Source organism: Paenibacillus sp. FSL R7-0204 (assembly GCF_038002225.1).
In the GTDB taxonomy this organism is placed as follows: Bacteria; Bacillota; Bacilli; order Paenibacillales; family Paenibacillaceae; genus Paenibacillus_AQ.
In genome coordinates this window covers 6,063,805-6,087,281 of sequence record NZ_JBBOCA010000001.1, presented here as the reverse complement: position 1 = coordinate 6,087,281, position 23,477 = coordinate 6,063,805, and the positions used below count along the sequence as shown (strand labels likewise).

The following is a 23,477-nucleotide window of genomic DNA, read 5'->3' as shown; positions in this document are numbered from 1 at the left end:
TTAATTTTGAACAGGTTTTGTTTTACGAATATAACGTCCTGGAGATACCCCTTCTGACTTCGTGAATTGTTTGGTGAATGAATATATATCCCCGTAACCAAGACTGACGGCTACCTGTTTGATGGGAAGTCCGGACAACAGCATCATTTTTGCCTGTCTCATTAAATGTTCAGTGTGGTATCGCTTAGGGGAAATCCCTGTAGTCTCTTTGAAAAATTTTCGAAAGTTCTCATAGCCCATATTCACGGCAGATGCCACTTCCTGAATATCAAAGTGAATATCATTGGAGACACTAATCAGCTCGCAGGCTTTTGTTATTTTACTATCATTTTCATTGCTATGAGCATTATGAATGCTACTGTGTAATCTGATAATTAGATCCTGAGACTTCATTAGCAGGGAGGGAAGACTTTCATCTGTTGCACTTTTCAAGGCTTTCAGCAAGGAAACAAAATCAAAGAAAAAATCATTCGTATGAAGTGCCGATTGGACTTCCTTATCGGAATGAATAATTCCAAGTGTCTTTAAGTAGGAATAGACAGGATACCCGACACTGATATAAAACTCGATCCAATGACCATCTGGTTCAATAGTAGTAGAGTGCATACGTTCAGGTAGACGTTGAACAAGATCACCTGCTTGCATAGGAGTAACGGTACCGTCCATGGAAATAAACGTTCCACTGCCTTGCAATACTACAAAACAGCTGTAATAGCCTATCTTAAAATCATATTGAGAACGCTCTGCTGATCTTTTCCGCATAAAGCCGCAAGATAAAATACCCTGATTAAAATCTTTGCCGATACAACGGTAGATTACATCATTTTCATTAATGTCTTCAAAATTCATGTATTCACACTCCTACCAAAATGGATAAATGAAATACCATACTCAACATTTAATATAAGGGATTTTCCTTGTATTATAGGGGTATCTACATTGAAAGATCAACCAATTAGAACAATGGATGGGAGTGTTATTTAAGCCAATGAAGCTAAGCAGAGATTGGGAGAATCAATATGTTACTCAAAAAAACCGTTATCCCATGCATGAGCCCTACGGAGTATACGAAACCTTAGAACAGGCTTTAAGCGGAGACCGGAGAAAGTCTAAATACGTAAAATGCCTGAATGGAGTGTGGAAGTTTAAAATGTTCGGATCTCCCGATGAAGTAACGGATGAATTCTATAGTCCTGAATATGATGTTTCCCATTGGGATCATATTCCTGTTCCTTCCAATTGGGAGCTTTCGGGGTATGGAAAACCTGTATACACCAATATGTTGTATCCCTTTGTTCAAAAAGGGGAGGGTTCAAGTCACGAAATCCAACTCAGGAATAATGAATACATTTTGAATCCGCCTCATGTGCCAGATAGTAACCTTACCGGTTGTTACGTTCTAACGTTTGAAGTTGATGAACATTTTAACGAAAGGGATATATTTATCGATTTTGGAGGAGTAGAATCGTGTTTTTATCTTTGGTTAAACGGCAAAATGGTTGGTTATTCTCAGGACAGTAAGCTTAACGCCTCTTTTGATATCACGGATTACATTCAAAAGGGACAAAACCGTATAGCGGTTCAGGTGATGCGGTTTGGAGCCGGTACTTATCTGGAGGATCAGGATTACTGGCATCTCTCGGGGATCTACCGGGATGTTCTCATTTATGCAAAACCACGTATGCGCATTCATGATTATAAGATCGAAACCCTCTTTTCAGGGAATTACAACAATGCCGAATTAAAAGTGACGGTTGCACCTAATAATCAAGTGAATGGTTATGGTGAGGCCCATGTGCGGTTGTCCCTGTATGATAGCGAACAGCAATTGGTTACTGAGTTTGAAACGCCAAAGTTTGCGGATTGTGATTTCTACCTGCGGGAAAAATATGTAGCAAAGGTTACGAAAACCATTTCAAATCCTCAATTGTGGAGCGACGAGAGCCCTTATCTCTATAAATTGGTGTTAGAAATGATTGATTTGTCTGGAAATGTAGTTGATATTGAGAGCGCGAATGTCGGCTTCCGTGAAGTGAATATCGATCGAAAAGGGGTCCTGAGAATTAATGGGAAGCGTCTCATTATACGAGGAACCAATCTTCACGCCTTTTGTCCTGAAACAGGACGAGCCGTAACAACAGAATATATGCGCGAGCAAATCAAGGTCATGAAATCGCTGAATATCAATGCGGTAAGAACTAGTCACTATCCGCACGCAATCGAATGGTATGACTTGTGTGATGAACTGGGCATTTACCTGGTGGATGAGGCCAATATTGAAACACACGGTCTTGGCGGCCAGTTAAGCGCATCCCCCGAATGGACAAATGCGTATATGGAACGGGCTACACGGATGGTTCTGAGAGATAAAAATCATCCATCCATTATTCTCTGGTCTCTGGGTAATGAATCCGGCTATGGAGCGAATCATGCTGCGATGTATGGCTGGATTAAGGAGTATGACAAAACAAGGTACGTTCAGTATGAGTCTCTGAATCCTCCGGCAAACATCTCCGATATTATGGCGCCTATGTATCCTCAGAAAGATTGGATCCTGGATGTCATGGCTGAAAGCGAGGATTTGCGTCCTTTTATTATGTGTGAATATGCGTACGCGAAAAGTAACAGTAACGGAAACTTTAAGGAATTTTGGGATCTCATTCATAAATTCCCGCGGTTTCAAGGAGGATTTATTTGGGATTTTCAGGATAAAGCGCTGGTTAAGCATGATAAAGACGGAAATAAAAAGTATGTCTATGGCGGGGCATTCCAGGAAGAAGTTACAGATCCTGCACCTGATATGTGCCTGAATGGTATTGTTTTCCCAGATCTCACGCTAAAGCCGGCTGCGAATGAAATCAAAAATGTACAATCTCCTATCCAAATGGATTACATGCCTGGGAATGATGGCTATCGAATTTATAATCATTACACGCATCGGGATTTAAGCCATTTGAATATAGTTTGGGAGCTGGTTTGCGATGGCAATGTGATTGAGAGCGGTAGTTTGCCTAAATATCACACAGCACCCGGTTCCGTTGATAAGCTTCAAGCGCCATACGATTCGTCTAAAGTCTCCGGGGAAGCTTTTCTTAACTTCTATGCTTATTTGGACGAGGACACCTTTTATTCTGAGAAGGGAACCTGTATTTATGCCTGCCAGATAGAGATTAAGGATTCTGTTAATAAAGTGCATACCGGAGATATTGAAAAGGATAGCTTGAAGTATGATGAAACGACAAATGAAATTCGTATCTATAATGAAAATACAACAGTTCTTTTCTCGAAAGAAACGGCAGAGTTCATCTCTGTAAAATACAATCACAAGAATTATTTCACGGGAGGAACAAATAACTTCTATCGCCCTCCAACAGGCATTGATGGAGGTATTCATCTTGAATCGTCCAATTATGCAGATGAATGGCAAGCTCTCGGGCTCCATTCCAATGAGAAAGAAATCAAGAATATTCGGGTATTTGCAGCACCGGCTGCTGTTATCATTCAAGTTCATGGTATATATCATGGATGCATTGAAACCAAAACCAATTATACCGTCGGCGGCAAAGGGATAGAAATCACAAATACCGTTGTGAACAATGCCAAGGTCGACACTCTCCCAAGAATTGGACTAAGCTTTAAGTTTTCTGATGCCTGGAAGAAGATGAAATGGTATGGCCGCGGGCCATGGGAAAACTACGCGGATCGTAAATCTGCCGCATTCGTTGGAGTCTATGAGAGCACTGTAGAACAGCAGCACGTTCCCTATATCTTACCGGTAGAATGCGGTGGTAAGGAGGATGTGCGGTATTTATATTTGTCATCCGAAGAACAAGCAGTAAAAGTATCGGCAGCGGGACATTTCCATTTTGATATTCATGGGCACAGTATTGAGCAATATGACAACGCCGCCTATGAAGACGAACTGGGACATTCAGATTCTGTTTATCTTAATATTGATTACAAACATGCAGGTCTTGGCGGAGATACCGGCTGGACCAAAAATATTCACGATCCCTATCAAATTAAGAAAGGTATTTATGTTTATAGGGTAACTATAGAAATCATTTCTTAAGACAAAACAAACTTTTGACCGGCTGAGTAAGGGATGGATGGTGAAGGAGGTCCGGTGCATAATAGCCAGATCCGTTACGGTTTTGGCAATGGGACCTGCATAATCCTGTCCCCAAGGGAGCAGCAGTACGCCTGTCGTAGGTGCATAGAGGGAGACGCCTGTCTGCGATCCGCCTCCTCTGGTTTGAAATCTTCCCATTCATTAAACGGGATACCGTCCGGGCAAACGCTTTAGTCGGATATCATTGCGCAATGTTCCACCCTTAAAAGGGTGGGATTCTTAGCTAGTTAGCGGGCGCATCCGTTTCCGCTTTGCCCTACTGCTAAGTTAAGGTTTCGCCCATCCTAGATCAGAGCGTATAGCTATCTGGGCTGGCAGGCTGTTACCATCTGCCACAGGTTGACGCATGATGTGGATTGCAGAGTGGGCTTTCTCGACCGATTTCTGTAACGATAACCGCAGCGGAGGCTGATGAACCATACGGGGAACTAAAAAAAGCCGGGAGTCCTGACATGCTGGACTCCCGGCTTGCTACTGGCTTCTACTATAAAAAGCTATACAACCGTACCCCGTGCGGAGGCACGGTGGTTTGCAGCACGCCGCCGCTAAGCTCAGCAGGCGTCTGGCTCCACAGCTCCGTACCAGCGGCTGCGCCGCCGAGGCCGATCTCTTCGAGGCTGATGTCAACCGGCAGCGGACTGTTGCTGGTGTTGAAGACGGCTGCATACCGGGTGCCGTCGTCATGAGCAGCGGTCCAGACGATTAGCTCATCTCGGTACAGGGCCTCCCTGGCGCCATGGCTCTCGCGCTGCATGCGCAGTACCTCGCGGTTGGTGAGCAGCGACAGCGTCCAGTCGTCATTGTCCCGCAGCTCGCCGCCGAAGATCAGCGGGGAACGGAATATACTCCACAGCGACATCATCGTCAGCTGCTCGTCCCGGGTGAAGCGGGTCCAGCGGTCATCCCCGCCGCCGTCGACGGAGCGGACGCCGATGTGGCCGAGCGGCAGCATATCGCAATCCGGCCAGGAGCCGGCCTGCGGGATGCCCTGCCAGCTGCGGCAGCGGCTGAACATGTCCAGCAGCAGCTCCCAGCGGTCCCAGAAATCATCCGTGATGCGCCACATATTGGCATGTTCGGTGAAATGTTGTGCGTATTCTACCGGAGCAGGGCCGGGCGAGAGGCTTAGCACCATTGGACGGCCGCAGTTCTCGATCGCCTGCGAGATCAGGGCAATCTCCGGCTGATGGGTATCGTATAGTCTGGAAGCGGCGATGTCATCCACCTTGACCAGATCGACACCCCACTGAGCATACAGTTCAAAGAGTGAATTGTAGTAGGCCTGAGCGCCTTCCTTAGATGCATCGACACCGTACATATCTGTATTCCACGGACAGATGGAGTTCGTGTGCGCGATCTCGCGGGCAGTTGCCTCCGTCCCCAGAACAGCGGTGCCTGCATGGGCGGCCTGACGTGGAATGCCGCGCATAATATGAATACCGAATTTCAGTCCCAGGCTGTGAACATAGTCAGCCAGCGGCCTAAAGCCTTGGCCCCCCGCTGCCGAAGGGAAGCGGTTCTCGGCAGGCATCAACCGGGAGTATTCATCCATGATCAGAGGGACGAAGGGGCGGTACAGAGAGGACACGGCACCAGGCTCATACCACTGAATATCAACGGTAATATAACTCCAGCCGAAGTCTTTGAGATGCTCGGCCATATATTCCGCATTGCCGCGGATTTCCGCTTCTGTTACGGCTGCGCCGTAGCAATCCCAGCTGTTCCAGCCCAGCGGGGGGACAGGTGCTGCAAGCTTATGGTTCATTGTATAATCTCCTTGTCAGATGGATTATTGCTCTTCATAAGTCCATCATAATCAAGGAGAATTCTAATATCTATAGTAATCTTACGAGTGGAATAGCACTATATTGCGCTTAATCGAAAAACAGGCGGCGGTAAGTCAGACTCTCATCCCCGCTGCGAAAATCGCCCGGCGTCAGACCGGTCAGGCTGCGGAACGCCTTGATAAAGTAGCTTCCGCTAGAGTAGCCGATCTGCTGCGCAATGGCTTCAATGCTTAAGCTCGTCCCCCGGAGCAGCTCCATCGCTTTCTCCGTGCGGACCCGGGTCAGATAAGCACCGGGCGTATGTCCGGTGCTGGCCGAGAAGCGGCGGATGAGATGATACTTGGACAGGCAGACATGCTCCGACAGCTGGTCGATGCTGATCATTTGCGGGTAATGCTGCTCGATGAATGCAGCGGCGCGCTTGATATTCTCTGACCAGTTGTCCCTGTCGCGCAGCGTAGCTGCCTGCATTCGTGTCAATTCGGTCATGAATTGGTAGACGCTGGACGAGGCGATCAGCGGATCGGAGATTCTGCCCGCTCCGGCATCCATAACAATCATCCGCGCCAGCCGGACAGGGGCGCAATCTGCGGGCAGCCGGGGCACCTCGCCCGCTTCGCGCAGGAATCTGCGCCAGTGGGGCAGGATCAGGCTTGGACGCAGCAGGAGGAACAGGAACTCCCAAGGCTCTGCCGCATCCGGCGGATAGTAATACCGGTGCGGCCCCGGGATTTCCGCCAGCAGAGCCTGTCCGGCCCGGACCCGGTAGGTCCGGTTCTCTGACTCGAACACGCCCTCACCGGAGAGCGTATACTGGAACAGCAGCAGCGGGCCGTCGCTGCGCTCCATGCCGTCCCAGCGGTAAGCGGGATCGGAGACGGAATCATAACCGGCTGCGAACAATACGCACAGCTGCAGCTCCTTATCTTCGGCAAAGCGAAAGCCATAAGTCCCTCGGGGGATGTCCATGGATATGCTCCTTTTTTCAAAATATAGAATTTATATGTTCCCACTTGACAAGTACTTAGTATCTTACCACACTACCTAAGCAACTATATGAAAAGCACTACTCAACAATCTTCATTGCTAATATAAAGCGCCTTTGCTACTGTTACGAATAGAAACGAGAGAAGGAAGGTTATGGAATGTCCCAGATGCAAACGTACAAACCGGCAGCTAATCATGTCAGAATCATTGGACGGACCCACTGGATGGGGGAGGTGCTGTGGCTGGCGCTCTCCGGCGGCGGGGTGGAATTCTCATTCTACGGACGGGCAGCCCGGATCACTCTGCAAGGCGATGATATCGCTGCAACCGGCAACAATCTGGCCCGGATCGGAATCAGCGTTAACGGCCGGCGGGTGATAGACGATCAGGTGGATCTCCCGCGCAAAACATATACAGTGTTCGAAAGCGACACCGAGCAAGAGATTACTGTAAGAATTACGAAGCTGTCTGAAGCGGCCATGTCAACGGTTGGCATTGCGGAGATCGCGGTGCAGGCTGAGGAAGGGATTAAGCCGACTCCATCTCCGCAGCATACGATTGAATTCATCGGCGATTCCATTACCTGCGGGTATGGTGTGGATGATGAAGAGGCGCTGCATACTTTTTCTACGGCTACAGAAGATGTAATGAAGGCCTACGCCTACCTGAGCGCAGAGCAGCTTGGTGCGGATTACAGTATGGTGTGTTACAGCGGATACGGCATTATTACCGGCTATACGGAGAACGACCAGAAGCTGACCACGCATCTTCTGCCCGATTACTACGAGAAGGTGGGTAAGTCGGAAGGGAGGTTCGGCGGCAATCTGCTGCCTCAGGAGATACCTTGGGAGTTTAGCAGATTCACGCCGGAGCTGATCGTCATTAATCTGGGGACTAACGACGATTCTTACACCAAGGAGGACCCCGCCAAGCAGGCGGATTATGCAGAGAACTATGTCGCTTTTCTCCAAAAGGTCAGACGGAATAATCCCGCTTCCACCATTCTATGTACGTTGGGGATCATGGGGGACAGGCTCTACCCTGTCCTGGAGCAGGCGGTGAGCCGCTATACCGGGGAAACCGGCGACAGCAGAATCTCGGTGATGAAACTCGAGGTGCAGCTAGAGGCGGACGGCTACGCCGTCGATTATCATCCTTCGCAGGTAACGCATCGCAAAGCGGCGGATAGACTAGCGTCAGAAATCCGCAGGCTGATGAATTGGTGATCCGGGCAGATTGAGGCTGGCGGGTAGGGGGCTGGCTGGTGAAGAAACGAGCGGCTAATCAAGTGGTGATTGCACTATGTGCAGTAGAATTTCATAAAAACACCCCTAAAAACGATGCCGATTGTATTTAGTACAGTAGAATACTGGAGAGAGGCCCAATATGGGCAAAATCTCTAAATTCTGCTGTACATAATACAGTAGAAAGGCTAGAAAGTTAGTTTTATAGCTCGATCTAATGTACAAAGTACAATAGGCACATACGTCTCAGCACTCCAACCTGCCATTCTGTCCCTCATCACCGATGAATTCCCTTCTCACGCACAAACCTCTCCAGCACCCCGAACTCCTCCGTCACCTTGGTGAACGGCAGGGCGGCAAGGACCTGCTCCCGGTACGGGTTGCGGGCTGCGGCCGACAGGCGGGAATCCAGAATGCTGAGCACGCCGAGGTCTGTCTCGCTGCGGATCAGACGCCCGGTGCCTTGCCGCAGGCGGAGCAGCATGTCCGGCACGTAGACCTCCATAAGCGGATTCGCCGCCTGCGCAGCCTTGTATTCGTAGACAGGATCAGCCGGAACCGGGAACGGCAGCCGGAAGACGATCAGATGCGAAAGATCTGCACCCTCGATATTCACCCCTTCCCAGAATACACCGGTACTCAGCAGCACGCCCTTACTCGCCCGGAACTCAGCGATCACCCCGTCCTGCGACGAGCCTTCCCGCTGCATATGCAGCGCCCAGTTCAGCTTCTCCGCACTCAGCTTCTTGTGAATGTACTTCATATCCTCTTTGGCCGAAAAAAGCACCAGCGTCCGCCCGTCCGTTACATTGCACAGCCGCAGCAGCTCCTTATACGCCGCTTCCAGATAAGCTTCCCGGTTATGGTGGTTATAGTAAGGAACGTCTTTGGCAATATACATCATCGTGTGGTTGTCGTAATCGAACGGTGAAGCCTGACGCTCCATATACTCCCCCCTGTAGCCCAGTGAACGGGACAGATAAGCGTATTGCTCCTCCAGCGTACCGCCGGACTGGCTGAGGGTTGCGGAGGTCAGGATGACAGAGGTCTTGCCGCTAAATAGACTGTATTTCAGGAATTGGCTGATCCCCTTGGGGCAGATGCTGACGGCAGCTTCTCCCCTGGGCTGGCTGGCCCAGAGCAGATAGTTGTCCTCCGTCCCGGCAAGCACCTGGAAGAGGTCAATCATTCCGTTAACCGCTTCGAAGATATTGTCGATCTCCCGCTCATGCCGGGAAGTCAGCACCGAGAGACTGAGGCGGAACTCCTGCAAAATCTGCACGGCCTGCTGCAGCGGGACTCCAGTAATCGCCGATACTTTAATCCGGTCAGTGTCCTGCTTGGCCGAGTGCAGCAGGTCCGCTTCGATCTGTCTGAACAGCTCTTTGGCACATCGCCGAACGAACTGGCAGGACTTCATCAGGCTGCGGTCCGCCGACTGCTTGAACAGAAGCTGCATGGCATCCTCCAGCACCCGGGAGATCTGCCGGAAGGTGAATTCAAGAGTCTGGGCATCCCTGACCTTGGCTTCCAGATTATGCGCTTCATCTATAATGATCAGAGCAGGCCGCTCGGTGATCAGGCCTTTGGTCCCTTCCTTTTTCTTGATCAGGTCTCGGATCAGCAGGTCCTGGTTCACGATGATGATATCCATCTCGCCCGGGCCGGCGTTGATCTTAGCCCGCATGTCGTAGAAGGCGCAGGTATGCTTGTAGTGACAGTGCTCGAACTTACAATCTGTCACACACACGTTAGACCATAAGGCATCACTGACTCCGCCCTTCAGATCTGCCCGCTCGTTGATTTCTGCATTCAGGATACGTTCTGCCATTACCGTGAGCGGTGAGCCGGACTCCCCGGACGGGAACAGGTCTGCTGCCCGATACCGGCAGGCATACTGCCCCATGCCCTTGCCGACTACAGAGCGGATCATGGAGAAGCCGAGCCGGCTGCCGATGAACCGCAGATCCTTATGGATCTGTTCGGAGAGCTGGATGGACGAGGTGGCGATAATGACCGGCTGCCGGGAGAGCTGGTTAATGAGCAGGCCGGGAATCAGGTAGGCGAAGGATTTGCCGATGCCGACTCCGGCTTCAATCATGGCATTTCGGCCATGGACATAAGCGTTGGCAATATCCAGCGACATATCCTGCTGGCCGAGCCGTTCGGTGAGACCGAGCCGTTTGAACCGGTCATACATGCGGAAGATGGCATTGACCAGGGCAGGCTCGGCGTTTTTGGCCGGCTCCTGCTTCTGTAATTTGTAGAGATCATTTAACCAGTTGATAACGACCGCCCCTTTTCTTTGTCAATGTTAGTCTTATCCTGCATGGATTACGGCAGAGGTTGTTATTATCTTAGATGACGGGCGAACAGTCAAGGGTAATATCTATTATAATGAGGGCATAATCTGCGTACTGATCATGAAGGGAGAGAGAACATATGAGCGAACGTCTGCCTTGTCAGACCCCCGGCTGCACGGGAACGATTCTTCCTGCAACCGCACTGAAGACCGGAGGCATCTGCATGCCCTGCTACCAGCAGAAGAGAGCGAGGGGAAGACAGGCTTATATTGAACAGAACCGCAAAGAGGTGAACAGGTATGCCGGTATCCATGATCCGGTTGAAATTCTCACCATGATGCACAGCCCGCGGAAGCCTGATCCGCTAATCAAGGAAGTCCCGTACCCCCGGACCGCACAGGAGCTGTACCACGGACTGACGGAGGAAGAGAGAGGACGGATGGAGAGCTACGCCGTTCATTTATTGGAAGAAGAGGATATAGACCAGGCGGAGATGGTTCTGGTGTCACTCCTCTGCTTCACGGATACACGGCTTGGGCCAGGTCTGGAAATGCTCCTCCACACAGGGAATTATGCGCCCGCGATCCTCTTCAAGGATGCTGACGCGCAGGTCAGGGACCGGCTCATTGCTCAGGTGGAGTCCGATCCGGTTAACCGTAATCTGCTGCTGCTGGCGCTGGCCTGGATTGGCGATGAAGAGGTGGTCAGGCTGTTCGCGGCATGGCGGCAGTCCCCGCCGGAGTGGGCAGCAGCGTTATATCAGGCACCCGAGATGTATGCCCGTGAAGCGGGCTGGGAGCTGGATGCCGGAGGCGGCAAAAGGCAGCTGTATCATCCTGAATGTTACCCCTTCCTGGTAAGCAGGGAAGACACTCTGGAAGCGCCCGGTGCTCCGGCGGCTGTTCAAATGCTCCAGACAGGAACGCACGCCTGTCCTTGGTGCGGAGGTGCGCTAATTGTTTTATTTGATTACGATTTGCAGCATCCGCAGGTTAGGTTCATGGAGCTTCCCGGCAAGCGACTAAGAATTGCAGCCTGTATGCACTGCAACTGTTATGGCACTGTATATATGAAGGCTGATCTGGAGGGCGGGTATGCATGGAGTGAATATAATGTTGTTCCTGGATATCTGCCTGACAATACTGGAGGAGCATTGGCGTTCAACACATGGCATGTAATGCAGCTGTCGGAACAGCCGGCAGGCACTTATGAGAGTGCACACTGGGTGCTGGAGGCGCCGGCCTCGCAGATCGGAGGACATCCGGCCTGGATTCAGGATGCGGACTATCCGGCCTGTCCCTGCTGCGCACAGACGATGACTTTTGCGGCGCAGGCGGATATGGGCCAGGTGGCGGAGGACGAGGGAATTTATTATGCTTTTCTGTGCCGGGAGTGCCTGATTACAGCGGTGAATTACCAGCAGACCTGAGCCTGCTTTTGTCACAGATAAGTTACTCGTAAAGTGCTACCATGGAATGAAAAATAAACTGGCTGCGGGAGCTGATATATGAGTCGTTTCTCAGTTCATCAGATGATGCATTATTCACTGTATTCTTTTGCCGAGCACAGCCCGGACCCGATTTACATTCTGGGTATGGACAAAAAAGTGAGTTACGCCAATTCCAAATTCGTGGAGCTGTACGGCTGGTCAACAGAGGAATTGAACCTCCATGATTTCCCCCATGTTCCCCCGGAGCTCAGGGACGAGCTTTACCAGATGTATAATTTCATCGATCGGGGGATGCCTCTGTTTGCCCTCGATACCTTCCGGATTAAGCGGAACGGAGAGCTGATCAGTGTCAAGATAACTATATCCCCTGTAAAAGATCCGGAAGGACACATTACAGCATATGTATGTGTACTACGGGATGTAACGGAGATCAAGTTCTCAGAGCTGAAATATTACAAGCTGTTTAATGAAGCGAACGATCCCATTTTCATTTATGAGCAGGATGAGGAGGGCAAGCCTTCGAAGTTCCTGGATGTGAACGAGGCGGGCTGCCGGATGCTGGGCTACACACGCCATGAGCTGCTGGACAAGACCCCGCGCTCTATTGCCGCAGAAGCTCTGGTGCCGGAGGTGAATAAGATGTTCGGGTCCATTCTTAGCGGAGAAGGAATGTTCGTCGAATGGGTTCAGGTCACTAAGGACGGAAGGGAAATTCCGGTGGAGATCAGTGCGAAGCCGTTCAGGCTGAATGGCCGCCAGCTGGTAATCTCGATTACCCGCGATATGACCGAACGAAAAAAAACGGAAGAGTTCCTGAGGTATAGCGAGAGCCTGTCCATGATCGGTGAGCTGTCCGCAGGCATTGCCCATGAAATCCGCAATCCATTGACCAGCATCCGCGGGTTCGTCCAGCTGCTGTATTCCCGCTCCAAGATGAACAGGGAGCTGCACGAGATCATCCTGTCAGAGGTGGACCGGATCAATTCCATCATCAGCGAGCTGCTGCTGCTGGGCAAGGAAATGCCGTCCGAGCTGGCAGACTGTAACCTGGTCCGGCTGCTCGGACAGGTGATTGTCCTGCTGAATGCGCAGGCGCATATGACAGATAACGAAATTGTCATGCACACGGATCTCGACAGCCTGCCTGTCCGGTGCGCGGTTAACAAGCTGAAGCAGGTGTTCATCAATGTGCTGAAAAATGCGATAGAAGCAAGCCCGCACGGAGCAGAAATTACGCTGGAGCTGAAACATGAGGAGCATGCAGCCATTATACGCATCATCGACACCGGGCCGGGCATACCGGCAGAGCTTCTGCAGCAGATCGGTGCTCCGTTCTTCACGACCAAATCCGGAGGGAATGGACTAGGTGTTATGATCAGTAAGAAAATTATCCATAATCATAAGGGGACTCTACAGTTCAAAACCAACCAGCCGACGGGAACAATAGTTGAGATTACGCTGCCTTTGCTTCATGAATTACAACATACATAAGCGGTATCCAAACGGAGCAGTGAGGTCAGACCAGACCCCGCTGCTCTTTTGATTATCTGCGCTCAGGGAAAGTTCACACTAAGAATAACGGGGTTTCGTTATTTGAAATTTTGGGTATATAAGCTATATTTTCGAAATATAAACGCAAGGCATGCTACAACCTGGAAAGCGAGGGTTCTCATGGATTTTCCAGTCAATATCCTGCTTGTAGACGATCATCCCGAGAACCTGCTTGCCCTTGAGGCCGTTCTCCGCGGAGAGCCTTACCAGTTGTTTCGGGCCTATTCCGGGGTTGAAGCTTTACGCTGTCTGCTGGAGGAGGAATTCGCCGTCATTGTGATGGATGTGCAAATGCCGGGCATGGACGGGCTGGAGACGGCGCGCCTTATCCGTACCCGGGAGAAGAATCATGTGGTGCCGATTATTTTCATGTCCGCTAACAGTACGACGATGGAGGATATCTTCGCGGGTTACTCTGTCGGTGCGATGGATTACATGACGAAGCCCTTCGTCCCGCAGCTGTTCAAGTCGAAGATTGAGGGTTACGTCAGCATGTATGAAGCGAATAAGAAGCTGCAGCTCCAGAGCGAGATGCTGAAGCAGCAGGCCCGGCAGCTGGAGAGGACGAATCAGGAGCTGAGGGAAGCCAAGGAAGCCGCAGAAATTGCCTCCAAGGTGAAATCGGAATTCCTGGCGATGATGAGCCATGAAATCCGCACGCCGCTGAACGGGATCATCGGGATGTCTGATCTGCTGCTGGCCTCTGATCTGCCGGAGGAATATTGTGAGATGGCAGGGATTATCCACACGAGCAGCAATGCCCTTCTGTCGGTGATCAATCCGATTCTCGATTATTCCAAGCTGGAAGCCGGGAAGCTGGTGGTGGAAGAGGCACCGTTCTCCCTGCAAGACTGCCTTAGCGAGACGGTTGCCCTATTCACCGCGAGGATCCGTGAGCGGAAGCTTGATATGGTGGTGGAGATAGATCCTGCTGTGCCGCCTGATCTGGTGGGAGATGTGAACCGTCTCCGCCAGGTGCTGAATAATCTCGTGGGCAACGCTGTGAAGTTCACCCATGCAGGCAGTATATACATAATGGTTAACAAGCTGGATGGACCGCCGGGGAAGCTTACGCTAGAATTCACAATCAGAGACACAGGAATCGGGATTCCGCCGGATAAAATCGGGGAGCTGTTCCAGCCCTTCTCCCAGCTCGATGCCTCTACCACACGCAGATTCGAAGGCACGGGACTTGGCTTATCGATCAGCAAAGCTCTGGTGGAGCTGATGGGCGGAAGCATCCGGGTCGAGCCATCGGAGGAACCTGGGGCTACGTTTGTTTTTACAATTGCCGTTCGTGAGTATCTTGGATTGGAGAAAAATATGTGCTGAATAAGGGGCAGGGTTGATACTATGAGCGATGACAACCAAATCAAAGAAAACCAGGGTAATGGAATAGATGCCGGTGAACTGCTGAGCGCCTTAATGGCGATGAAGAAGGGCAATTTCTCCCACCGGATGCCTTATGACCGGACGGGAATCGCCGGTAAGGTAGCGGATACGTTCAACGAGATTATGGATATTCAGGAGAGCATGGTACATGAAGTCGAGACCGTAGCCCGCGTAGTTGGGAAGGAAGGCAATCTGTCCAGAAGGTTCACACAGAAGAATCTGGGCGGGTCCTGGGAGACGGTGACCGATTCCTTGAACGGTCTGGTCATTGACCTGATTCAGCCGACCAGCGAGATGGTCCGGGTCATTAACGCGGTAGCCAAGGGCGATCTGTCCCAGCAGGTGGAGCTGGCGATTGAAGGACGGCCGCTTACCGGCGAGTTCCAGCGAACGGCAAGCAATATTAATATGATGGTGAATCAGCTCAGTACGTTCGCCTCCGAAGTTACACGCGTAGCGCGTGAGGTGGGTACCGAAGGTATTTTGGGCGGACAGGCTGATGTGAAGGGGGTCTCCGGCACCTGGAAGGATCTGACCGACAGCGTCAATTATATGGCGACGAATCTTACGGATCAGGTGCGCAATATCGCGGCAGTGACCACTGCCGTAGCGAACGGCGATCTGTCGAAGCAGATTACGGTCAATGCGCGTGGCGAAATCATGGAGCTGAAGAATACGATCAACACGATGGTGGATCAGCTCTCCATGTTCGCTTCTGAGGTGACCCGGGTGGCGCGTGAGGTCGGGACCGAAGGCAAGCTCGGCGGACAAGCCGATGTGAAGGATGTCTCCGGCACCTGGCGGGATTTGACCGAGAGCGTGAACTACATGGCGTCCAACCTGACCAATCAGGTGCGGAACATCGCGGTGGTGACTACGGCGGTTGCCAACGGCGATCTGTCGAAGAAGATTACGGCCGATGTGCAGGGTGAAATTCTGGAGCTGAAGAACACGATCAATACGATGGTAGATCAGTTATCGACCTTTGCTTCCGAGGTGACCCGGATGGCGCGTGAGGTGGGTACGGAAGGGATTCTCGGCGGGCAGGCGGACGTCAAGGGCGTGTCCGGCACCTGGCGGGATTTGACCGAGAGCGTCAATTATATGGCGTCCAACTTAACGAATCAGGTACGCAATATCGCGGAAGTGACCACGGCGGTAGCCAAGGGCGACTTGTCGAAGACGATTACCGTCGATGCGAAGGGCGAGATTCTGGAGCTGAAAAGCACCATTAACATCATGGTGGACCAGCTCAGCAACTTCGCCTCCGAGGTCACACGCGTGGCGCGCGAGGTATCTACGGAAGGGATTCTCGGGGGACAGGCCGATGTGAAGGGCGTCTCCGGGACCTGGAAGGATCTGACCGACAGCGTGAACTTCATGGCCGGCACGCTGACGGATCAGGTGCGTAATATCGCTGAAGTGACGACTGCCGTAGCGAAGGGGGATCTGTCCAAGCAGATTACGGTGAATGCGACCGGCGAGATTCTGGAGCTGAAGAACACCATTAACACCATGGTGGAGCAGCTATCGATCTTCGCCTCCGAGGTGACGCGCGTGGCGCGCGAGGTCGGCACTGAAGGAATGCTGGGCGGACAGGCGCAGGTGAAGGGCGTAGCCGGAACCTGGCGCGATTTGACCGAGAGCGTGAACTATATGGCGTCCAACCTGACGAATCAGGTGCGCAACATTGCGGTAGTAACGACAGCGGTGGCGAACGGCGATCTGTCCAAGAAAATCACTGCGGATGTGCAAGGTGAAATTCTGGAGCTGAAAAACACGATTAATACGATGGTGGACCAGCTCTCCATGTTCTCTTCCGAGGTGACGCGCGTCGCACGCGAGGTCGGTACAGACGGTAAGCTGGGCGGACAGGCGCAGGTGAAGGGAGTCGGCGGCACCTGGAAGGACTTGACCGAAGGCGTAAATAACATGGCCCGCAATCTGACGGATCAGGTGCGTAATATTGCAGATGTGACCACGGCGGTAGCCAAGGGCGACCTGTCCAAGAAGATTACCGTAGACGTCAAGGGCGAGATTCTGGAGCTGAAAAATACGATCAACACGATGGTGGACCAGCTCTCGATCTTCGCCTCTGAGGTGACGCGTGTAGCGCGCGAGGTGGGTACGGACGGCAAGCTGGGCGCGCAGGCCGAGGTGAAGGATGTCTCCGGCACCTGGAAGGATCTGACCGATACGGTGAACTTCATGGCGAGCAACCTGACGATTCAGATGCGCAACATTGCCGGTGTAACCACGGCGGTAGCGAACGGGGATCTGTCCAAGAAGATTACGGTGGATGTCAAAGGCGAATTACTTGAGCTGAAGAACACGATCAACACGATGGTGGATCAGCTGAATTCGTTCGCCTCCGAGGTGACGCGGGTAGCGAGCGAGGTTGGCACGGACGGCAAGCTGGGCGGACAAGCCCAGGTGCGCGGTGTCGGAGGCATCTGGAAGGATCTGACTGACAACGTGAATATCATGGCGACCAATCTGACCGATCAGGTGCGCGGCATCGCCAAGGTCGTGACGGCGGTGGCGAACGGTAACCTGAAGCAGAAGCTGACCGTTGAGGCTAAAGGCGAGATTGCCGAGCTGACGGATACGATCAATAACATGATCGAGACGCTGGCCACCTTCGCTGATCAGGTGACTACTGTAGCACGCGAGGTTGGAGCCGAAGGGAAGCTGGGCGGACAGGCTAGTGTGCCGGGGGCTGCGGGTACCTGGCGTGATCTGACCGACAACGTCAATTACATGGCGAGTACGCTGACCACACAGGTGCGGGCCATCACCAATGTGGCGACAGCGGTGACTAACGGCGATCTGTCACGGGCGATTGATGTGTCCGCCTCCGGGGAGGTTGCCACGCTCAAGGATAACATCAACGAGATGATCCGTAACCTGAAGGAGACGACCCGCATCAACACCGAGCAGGACTGGCTGAAGACCAATCTGGCCAAGTTCTCGCGGATGCTTCAGGGGCAGCGCGACCTGTATGCAGTCAGCCGGATGATTCTGTCCGAGCTGGCTCCGCTGGTATCGATGCAGCATGGCGTCTTCTATATTAATGAACCCTCCGGCGGGGAAGCGGTCCTGAAGCTGTTCGCCAGCTATGCGTATCAGAACCGCAAGCATCTGGCGAATGAATTCCGGGCGGGGCAGGGGCTGGTCGGCCAGTGCCTGATTGAGAAGCAGCGGATTCTGCTGACCAATGTTCCGGGCGATTATGTGATGATCTCGTCCGCACTGGGAGAAGCGACCCCGCTGAATATCATTCTGCTGCCGATCATCTTCGAGGATCAGGTGCTAGCGATTCTGGAGCTGGCGACCTTCCGGCCTTACAGCGATATCGACATCGCTTTCCTGGATCAGCTTACTGAATCCATCGGCAGTGTGATCAACACGATGCAGGCGAACCAGCGGACGGAGGAGCTGCTGATTCAGTCCCAATCGCTTACCGAGGAGCTCCAGAAGCAGCAGATGGAGCTGCGGAGCACGAATGACGAGCTTGAGGATAAGGCGAAGCTGCTTGTACTCCAGAAGGCAGAAGTGGAGAGCAAGAACCATGAGGTTGAGGTTGCCAAGCGTTACCTGGAGGAGAAGGCAGAGCAGCTTGCCCTGACCTCCAAATACAAATCCGAATTCCTGGCCAATATGTCCCATGAGCTGCGCACGCCGTTGAATTCCTTGCTGCTCCTGGCAGAACAGCTGGCCGAGAACCCGGATGAGAATCTGCATGAGCTGCAGGTGAAATTCGCCAAGACGATTCAGGACTCCGGGCTGGAACTGCTGAACCTGATTAATGATATCCTCGATCTGTCCAAAATCGAATCCGGCACGATCACGCCGGATTTCAGCGAAGTCTCGCTGGCGGAGCTGACGGACGGGCTGGACCGTTCTTTCCGCCATATGGTGGATGCCAAGAAGCTCGACTACCGGATCAAGATTGATCCCGGTGTACCGGCCAGCATCGCTACGGATTCCAAGCGTCTGCTGCAAATCCTGAAGAACCTGCTGTCGAACGCCTTCAAGTTCACCGAGCAGGGGCAAATTATGCTGCAAATCCGCAAAGCGGCCGACGGTTGGCATCCGGATAATGAATCGCTTGAACGGGCGACAACCGTAATCTGCTTCTCGGTAAGTGACACGGGGATCGGCATTCCGGCGGAGAAGCAGCAGATTATCTTCGAAGCGTTCCAGCAGGCGGATGGCAGTACGAACCGGGAATACGGCGGAACGGGTCTTGGGCTTGCCATCTCCCGCGAGATTGCCGAAATGCTCGGCGGGGAGATTAGCTTATACAGTGAAGTAGGCAAGGGAAGCGTATTTAACCTGTACCTGCCGACAGAAGCGGAATTCACAGAACCGGAGCCTCCGAAGGCTCATGTTCCCGAGGTCATTGATATCACCCCGGCCAAACGCAGAAGCAGCCTTGTCAAGCCGGAAGAGGAGCCCTTCGCGGATGACCGCGATGGGATTGAACCTGGAGACCGGGTGTTCCTGATCGTTGAGGACGATCAGAAGTTCAACGAGATCATTCTGGGGATGCTCCACAAAAAAGGAATCAAAGCGGTTATCGCCACCAGCGGCTGGGATGTCCTGGAGCTGGTTCAGAAATACCAGCCGTCGGCCATCACGCTGGATCTGCATCTTGGCGGAGATACGGACGGCTGGCTGGTGCTTCAGCAACTCAAGAACGATATCGGGGTGCGGCATATTCCGGTCTGCGTGATGACTGTGGATGAAGACGAGGTGCTGCTGCTGCAGAAGGGTGCTTACGATTATTTCCGCAAGCCCGTGACCAATGAGGAGCTGGAGAATGCGCTGGAGCGGTTGAACCGGTTCGCGGATCATACCACGGCAAATCTGCTGGTCGCCGTCCAGGATGAACAGGAGCGCAAGCATGTAGCCGAGCTGCTGGACAACCCGGATCTTACACTCACTCTTGTAGAGACCGGGCGCAAAGCTTTGAACCAGTTGAACAGCAAGACGTTCGATGCGATCGTGCTGGACAGCAGCCTGGCGGACATGAATCTGATCCGCTTCCTCCGGGAGATGTACAAGAACGCCAGGAACAAAAGAATCCCCGTCCTGGTGCAGATGAACCGGAAGCTGACGACGGAGGAAGAAACCGAATGGGATGAGCTGGCGAAGATGGCGGTGCTCAAAGAGGTGAAATCGGATGCCCAGCTGATTGATGAATCGACCCTCGCCCTGCACCGCAAGGCAGAGAATCTGCCGCCGCTCTCCAGAGACAAGCTGGTGAAGCTGTATCAATCGGATGAGATGATCGAGTATAAAAAGGTGCTTGTAGTGGATGATGATATCCGTAACATCTTTGCGCTCACCTCCATTCTGGAGCGTCATCAGATGAAGGTGATCCCTGCGGAAAATGGCCAGGATGCGATCACGCTGCTGGAGCAGACGCCGGATATCGGCATTGTCCTGATGGACATCATGATGCCGGGAATGGACGGCTATGAGACAACCCGGGCAATCCGGGAGAAGCCGGAATGGAGGGACCTCCCGATACTTGCGCTTACAGCCAAGGCGATGAAGGGGGACCGGGAGCTGTGCCTGGAAGCAGGCTGCTCGGATTATATTACCAAGCCGGTGAACAGCGGACAGCTGCTATCGATGATGCGTACCTGGCTGGACCAATAGAGCAGGACGAATAGGACGGACCCTAAAACAGGTCCATGGAACAGGAACAGGAGCCAACCCCTTAGCCGCGATCAGGCGGTTAGGGCTGGCTCCTGTTTTTTTGCAAATAGGCTGTGAATGTAGCTTACTGATCCGCAGAGGGTTCGAGCCGCCGGCAGGAAGCTCTCTCGATAAAGAGGGTGTCGACTTTGACCTTGGTGCTGACTGCGGACTGCCGGTGAAGAGAAGCGGTGAACAGATCCACTGCCCATGCGGCCATCCGTTCTTTCTCCACATGAACCGTGGTCAGCTCCGGGGCTACAATCTGCGATTCATTGATATTATCGAAGCCGATGACGGATACATCCTCCGGGATGGAGAAGCCCAGCTCGCCGAGTGCTTTGATCGCGCTGATGGCGATGTAATCACATTCGCAGAAGAAGGCGGTGGGAAAAGGCTGTCCGCTGTCCTTCAATCGCTGCAGCTTGTCCCGTAACGGCCCCTGCGAGGAAAATAAGGTCGGAGGCACCGCCAGCATATTGCTCCGGGGGATCTCCACCTGCGCCTCCGCCATGGCGTCCATGAACCCGCGCTGCCGTTCCCCGAAGTTATGAATCCGCTCCTCGGATGCGATATAACCGATCCTCTGGTGTCCGCGTCCGGTCAGATAGGAGCCCGCCTGATAAGCCCCCATATAATTATTGATCTCGACAAAATGGACAGGCAGCGCATCGAAGCAGGTGTCCAGCACAATCAGGCCGGGCAGCTTATCCGCGATATCGGCTATTCTGGCCGCATCCAGGCTGGTCCCGAGCAGTATCACGCCGCTGGTGGGCTCCTCCATCACCGATTGAATGCCTTGCTCATAGTGCTTCTCTTCAATCGCGGAGAATATCAGACTGTAGCCTCCCATCCGGCAGCATTCCTCAATATGATGAATCAGCTCCCGGAAGAAGGGCTGCTGATAGTACTCCTCATGAACGAGTCCGGCATTGGTGAACACCAGGAATCGCAGGGTGGTGGGGTTCGTCTGAGCGGCGGCCGCTCTTCCCCTGCCGGTATAACCATAGGTCTCCGCCAGGCGCAGGATTCGCCCGCGTGTCTCCGGCCCGACCCCCGGCTTCCCGTTCAGCGCCAGCGAGACGGCCCCTTTGGAGACCCCGGCCAGCCGGGCAAGCTCCTCCATATTCAATGACAAGACCTCCATTCAGTATCGTAGCTTAAGTATGTTTAGTGTAAGGGAAGGTGCGGATTTTAGCAATGAAGCAGGTTTTGAGTCCTTTTGTTTAGTGATGTTTAGTTAAAATAATAACGTTGACGATAATTATAAGGTGATGTAGGATTACTTTAGAATAGACGTAAAGTTATTTTATCTGATTTTGTTTAGTTATTGTTTAGTGGTGTTGTTATTTGTATATCTGAGGATTCATACAGAAGGGAGCAGGACTTATGGCTAATCCGAAGGAAGCAGGGCAGGCTGAAGCATTCCAGGGGAGGGTCTCCGTATCGGTGCCTGACCAGACTTCACAGTGGGGCGTATGTGAAATTGTACTGCTCGGAGGTCCTGCCGGGGGCAATCCGTTTACGGAGGTAGCGCTGCAGGCAGAATTTTCGATGAGAGATCGTTCGGTTCTGGTTCTGGGTTTCTATGATGGAGACGGGGTGTACCGCATCCGCTTCATGCCGGAGCATCAGGGGAAGTGGACGTTCCGGACCAGCAGTAATGCGCCTGCTCTGCATGGACTTGAGGGGGAACTGGAATGCACGGCTGCGGCAGGGGGGAATCATGGTCCGGTCCGGGTGCGGAATACCTTTCATTTTGCCTATGCGGACGGAACGCCCTATCTTCCTGTCGGCACCACCTGCTACGCCTGGACCCATCAGGGGGATGAGATGGAGCGCCAGACGCTGGATACGCTGAAAGCGTCTTCTTTTAACAAAATAAGAATGTGCGTGTTCCCGAAATCCTACTCCTATAACGAGAACGAACCGGAGTACTATCCTTATGAAGGCTCGGTCCAGGCGGGGTGGGATTACAGCCGGTTCAACCCGGCGTTCTTCCGGCATCTGGAGGAGCGGATTGCAGACCTTGGGGAGCTGGGCATCGAGGCTGATCTGATTCTGTTCCACCCGTATGACCGCTGGGGCTTCGCAGATATGGGCAAGGAGGCGGATGACCGCTATCTCCGGTACCTTGTAGCCAGACTCTCGGCTTACCGCCATATCTGGTGGTCGCTGGCTAATGAATATGATTTCATGAGCAACAAGCTGCTGGCCGACTGGGAGAGGTACGCACATATTGTAACGTCGTATGATCCTTACGGACACCTGATCTCTAATCACAATGGGATTGCCTTCTATGACTTCAACCAGCCCTGGGTTACGCATTGCAGTATTCAGCGTGTGGATGCGTACAAGACCTCCGAGAATACAGACGAATGGAGACGGCGCTGGAATAAGCCTGTCGTGATTGATGAATGTGCCTACGAGGGAAATGTCGAGCATGGCTGGGGAAATATTACCGGGGAAGAGATGGTCCGGCGCTTCTGGGAAGGCGCGGTCCGTGGAGGATATGTCGGACATGGGGAAACCTACCTGCACCCGGAGGATAAGCTCTGGTGGGCCAAGGGCGGCCGGTTGTATGGCACGAGTCCTGAGCGGATTGCTTTTCTGCGGCGCGTGCTGGAGGAAGGGCCTTCAGAGGGACTGAATCCGTTGCCTTCAGATTGGGATCTGCCCAGAGCCGGAGTGGAGGATGAATATGTTCTCTACTATTTCGGATTCAACCGGCCGGGCTTCCGCCAGTTCACGATGAACCCGGAGTTCCGCTACAAGGTGGAGCTGCTGGATACCTGGAACATGACGGTGGAGGAGCTTGCGGGTAGCTATCAGGGGACCTTCAGGGTCGATCTGCCGGGACGGACATATATGGCGGTGAGAATGACGCGCCTGTACGATCAGCATGACTTGGAGGCTAAATAG

General features: G+C 52.7%; 12 protein-coding genes. 7 read left to right on the top strand and 5 right to left on the bottom strand.

What is annotated here, in order from left to right; translation table 11 throughout:
- Positions 1–849: a helix-turn-helix domain-containing protein gene (locus tag MKX42_RS26445; RefSeq protein ID WP_340755854.1), complete on the bottom strand. Its 849-nt coding sequence runs from the start codon at positions 847–849 to the stop codon at positions 1–3.
- 139 nt (positions 850–988) lie between these two features.
- On the opposite strand from MKX42_RS26445, the gene MKX42_RS26440 reads away from it, so the two are divergent.
- The gene (locus tag MKX42_RS26440) at positions 989–4,072 is read left to right on the top strand and encodes a glycoside hydrolase family 2 TIM barrel-domain containing protein (RefSeq protein ID WP_340755852.1); all 3,084 of its coding nucleotides are present in this window, start codon (positions 989–991) and stop codon (positions 4,070–4,072) included.
- Between the two features lie 544 nt (positions 4,073–4,616).
- Here MKX42_RS26440 and MKX42_RS26435 read toward each other — a convergent pair.
- The gene (locus MKX42_RS26435; protein ID WP_340755850.1) at positions 4,617–5,897 is read right to left on the bottom strand and encodes a glycoside hydrolase family 27 protein; all 1,281 of its coding nucleotides are present in this window, start codon (positions 5,895–5,897) and stop codon (positions 4,617–4,619) included.
- Between the two features lie 109 nt (positions 5,898–6,006).
- Positions 6,007–6,888: an AraC family transcriptional regulator gene (locus MKX42_RS26430; RefSeq protein ID WP_340755848.1), complete on the bottom strand. Its 882-nt coding sequence runs from the start codon at positions 6,886–6,888 to the stop codon at positions 6,007–6,009.
- Positions 6,889–7,064: 176 nt separating this feature from the next.
- Here MKX42_RS26430 and MKX42_RS26425 point away from each other — a divergent pair, with 176 nt between their 5' ends.
- Complete coding sequence (locus MKX42_RS26425) at positions 7,065–8,132, top strand: SGNH/GDSL hydrolase family protein (RefSeq protein WP_340755846.1); 1,068 nt, start codon at positions 7,065–7,067, stop codon at positions 8,130–8,132.
- Between the two features lie 295 nt (positions 8,133–8,427).
- Here MKX42_RS26425 and MKX42_RS26420 read toward each other — a convergent pair whose 3' ends face one another.
- Positions 8,428–10,350, bottom strand: a complete 1,923-nt coding sequence (locus MKX42_RS26420; protein WP_340755844.1) for an ATP-dependent DNA helicase — start codon at positions 10,348–10,350, stop codon at positions 8,428–8,430.
- Positions 10,351–10,592: 242 nt separating this feature from the next.
- Between MKX42_RS26420 and MKX42_RS26415 the strand changes: the two genes are divergently transcribed.
- The 4 genes from MKX42_RS26415 (at position 10,593) to MKX42_RS26400 (ending at position 20,516) form a co-directional block, all read left to right on the top strand.
- Positions 10,593–11,882 (top strand): DUF1963 domain-containing protein, encoded by a 1,290-nt coding sequence (locus MKX42_RS26415; RefSeq protein WP_340755843.1) that lies wholly within the window; start codon positions 10,593–10,595, stop codon positions 11,880–11,882.
- A 78-nt stretch (positions 11,883–11,960) separates the two neighbouring features.
- Positions 11,961–13,394, top strand: a complete 1,434-nt coding sequence (locus tag MKX42_RS26410) for a PAS domain S-box protein (RefSeq protein WP_340755842.1) — start codon at positions 11,961–11,963, stop codon at positions 13,392–13,394.
- Positions 13,395–13,574: 180 nt separating this feature from the next.
- Complete coding sequence (locus MKX42_RS26405; protein WP_340755840.1) at positions 13,575–14,786, top strand: ATP-binding protein; 1,212 nt, start codon at positions 13,575–13,577, stop codon at positions 14,784–14,786.
- A 21-nt stretch (positions 14,787–14,807) separates the two neighbouring features.
- Positions 14,808–20,516 carry a HAMP domain-containing protein gene (locus MKX42_RS26400; RefSeq protein ID WP_340755838.1) on the top strand — a complete coding sequence of 1,903 codons (5,709 nt, stop codon included), beginning with the start codon at positions 14,808–14,810 and terminating at the stop codon, positions 20,514–20,516.
- 124 nt (positions 20,517–20,640) lie between these two features.
- On the opposite strand, the gene MKX42_RS26395 is transcribed toward MKX42_RS26400, so the two are convergent.
- On the bottom strand, positions 20,641–21,681 hold the full coding sequence (locus MKX42_RS26395; RefSeq protein WP_340757833.1) for a LacI family DNA-binding transcriptional regulator: 1,041 nt from the start codon (positions 21,679–21,681) through the stop codon (positions 20,641–20,643).
- Between the two features lie 263 nt (positions 21,682–21,944).
- Here MKX42_RS26395 and MKX42_RS26390 point away from each other — a divergent pair, with 263 nt between their 5' ends.
- The gene (locus MKX42_RS26390) at positions 21,945–23,477 is read left to right on the top strand and encodes a DUF5605 domain-containing protein (RefSeq protein WP_340755836.1); all 1,533 of its coding nucleotides are present in this window, start codon (positions 21,945–21,947) and stop codon (positions 23,475–23,477) included.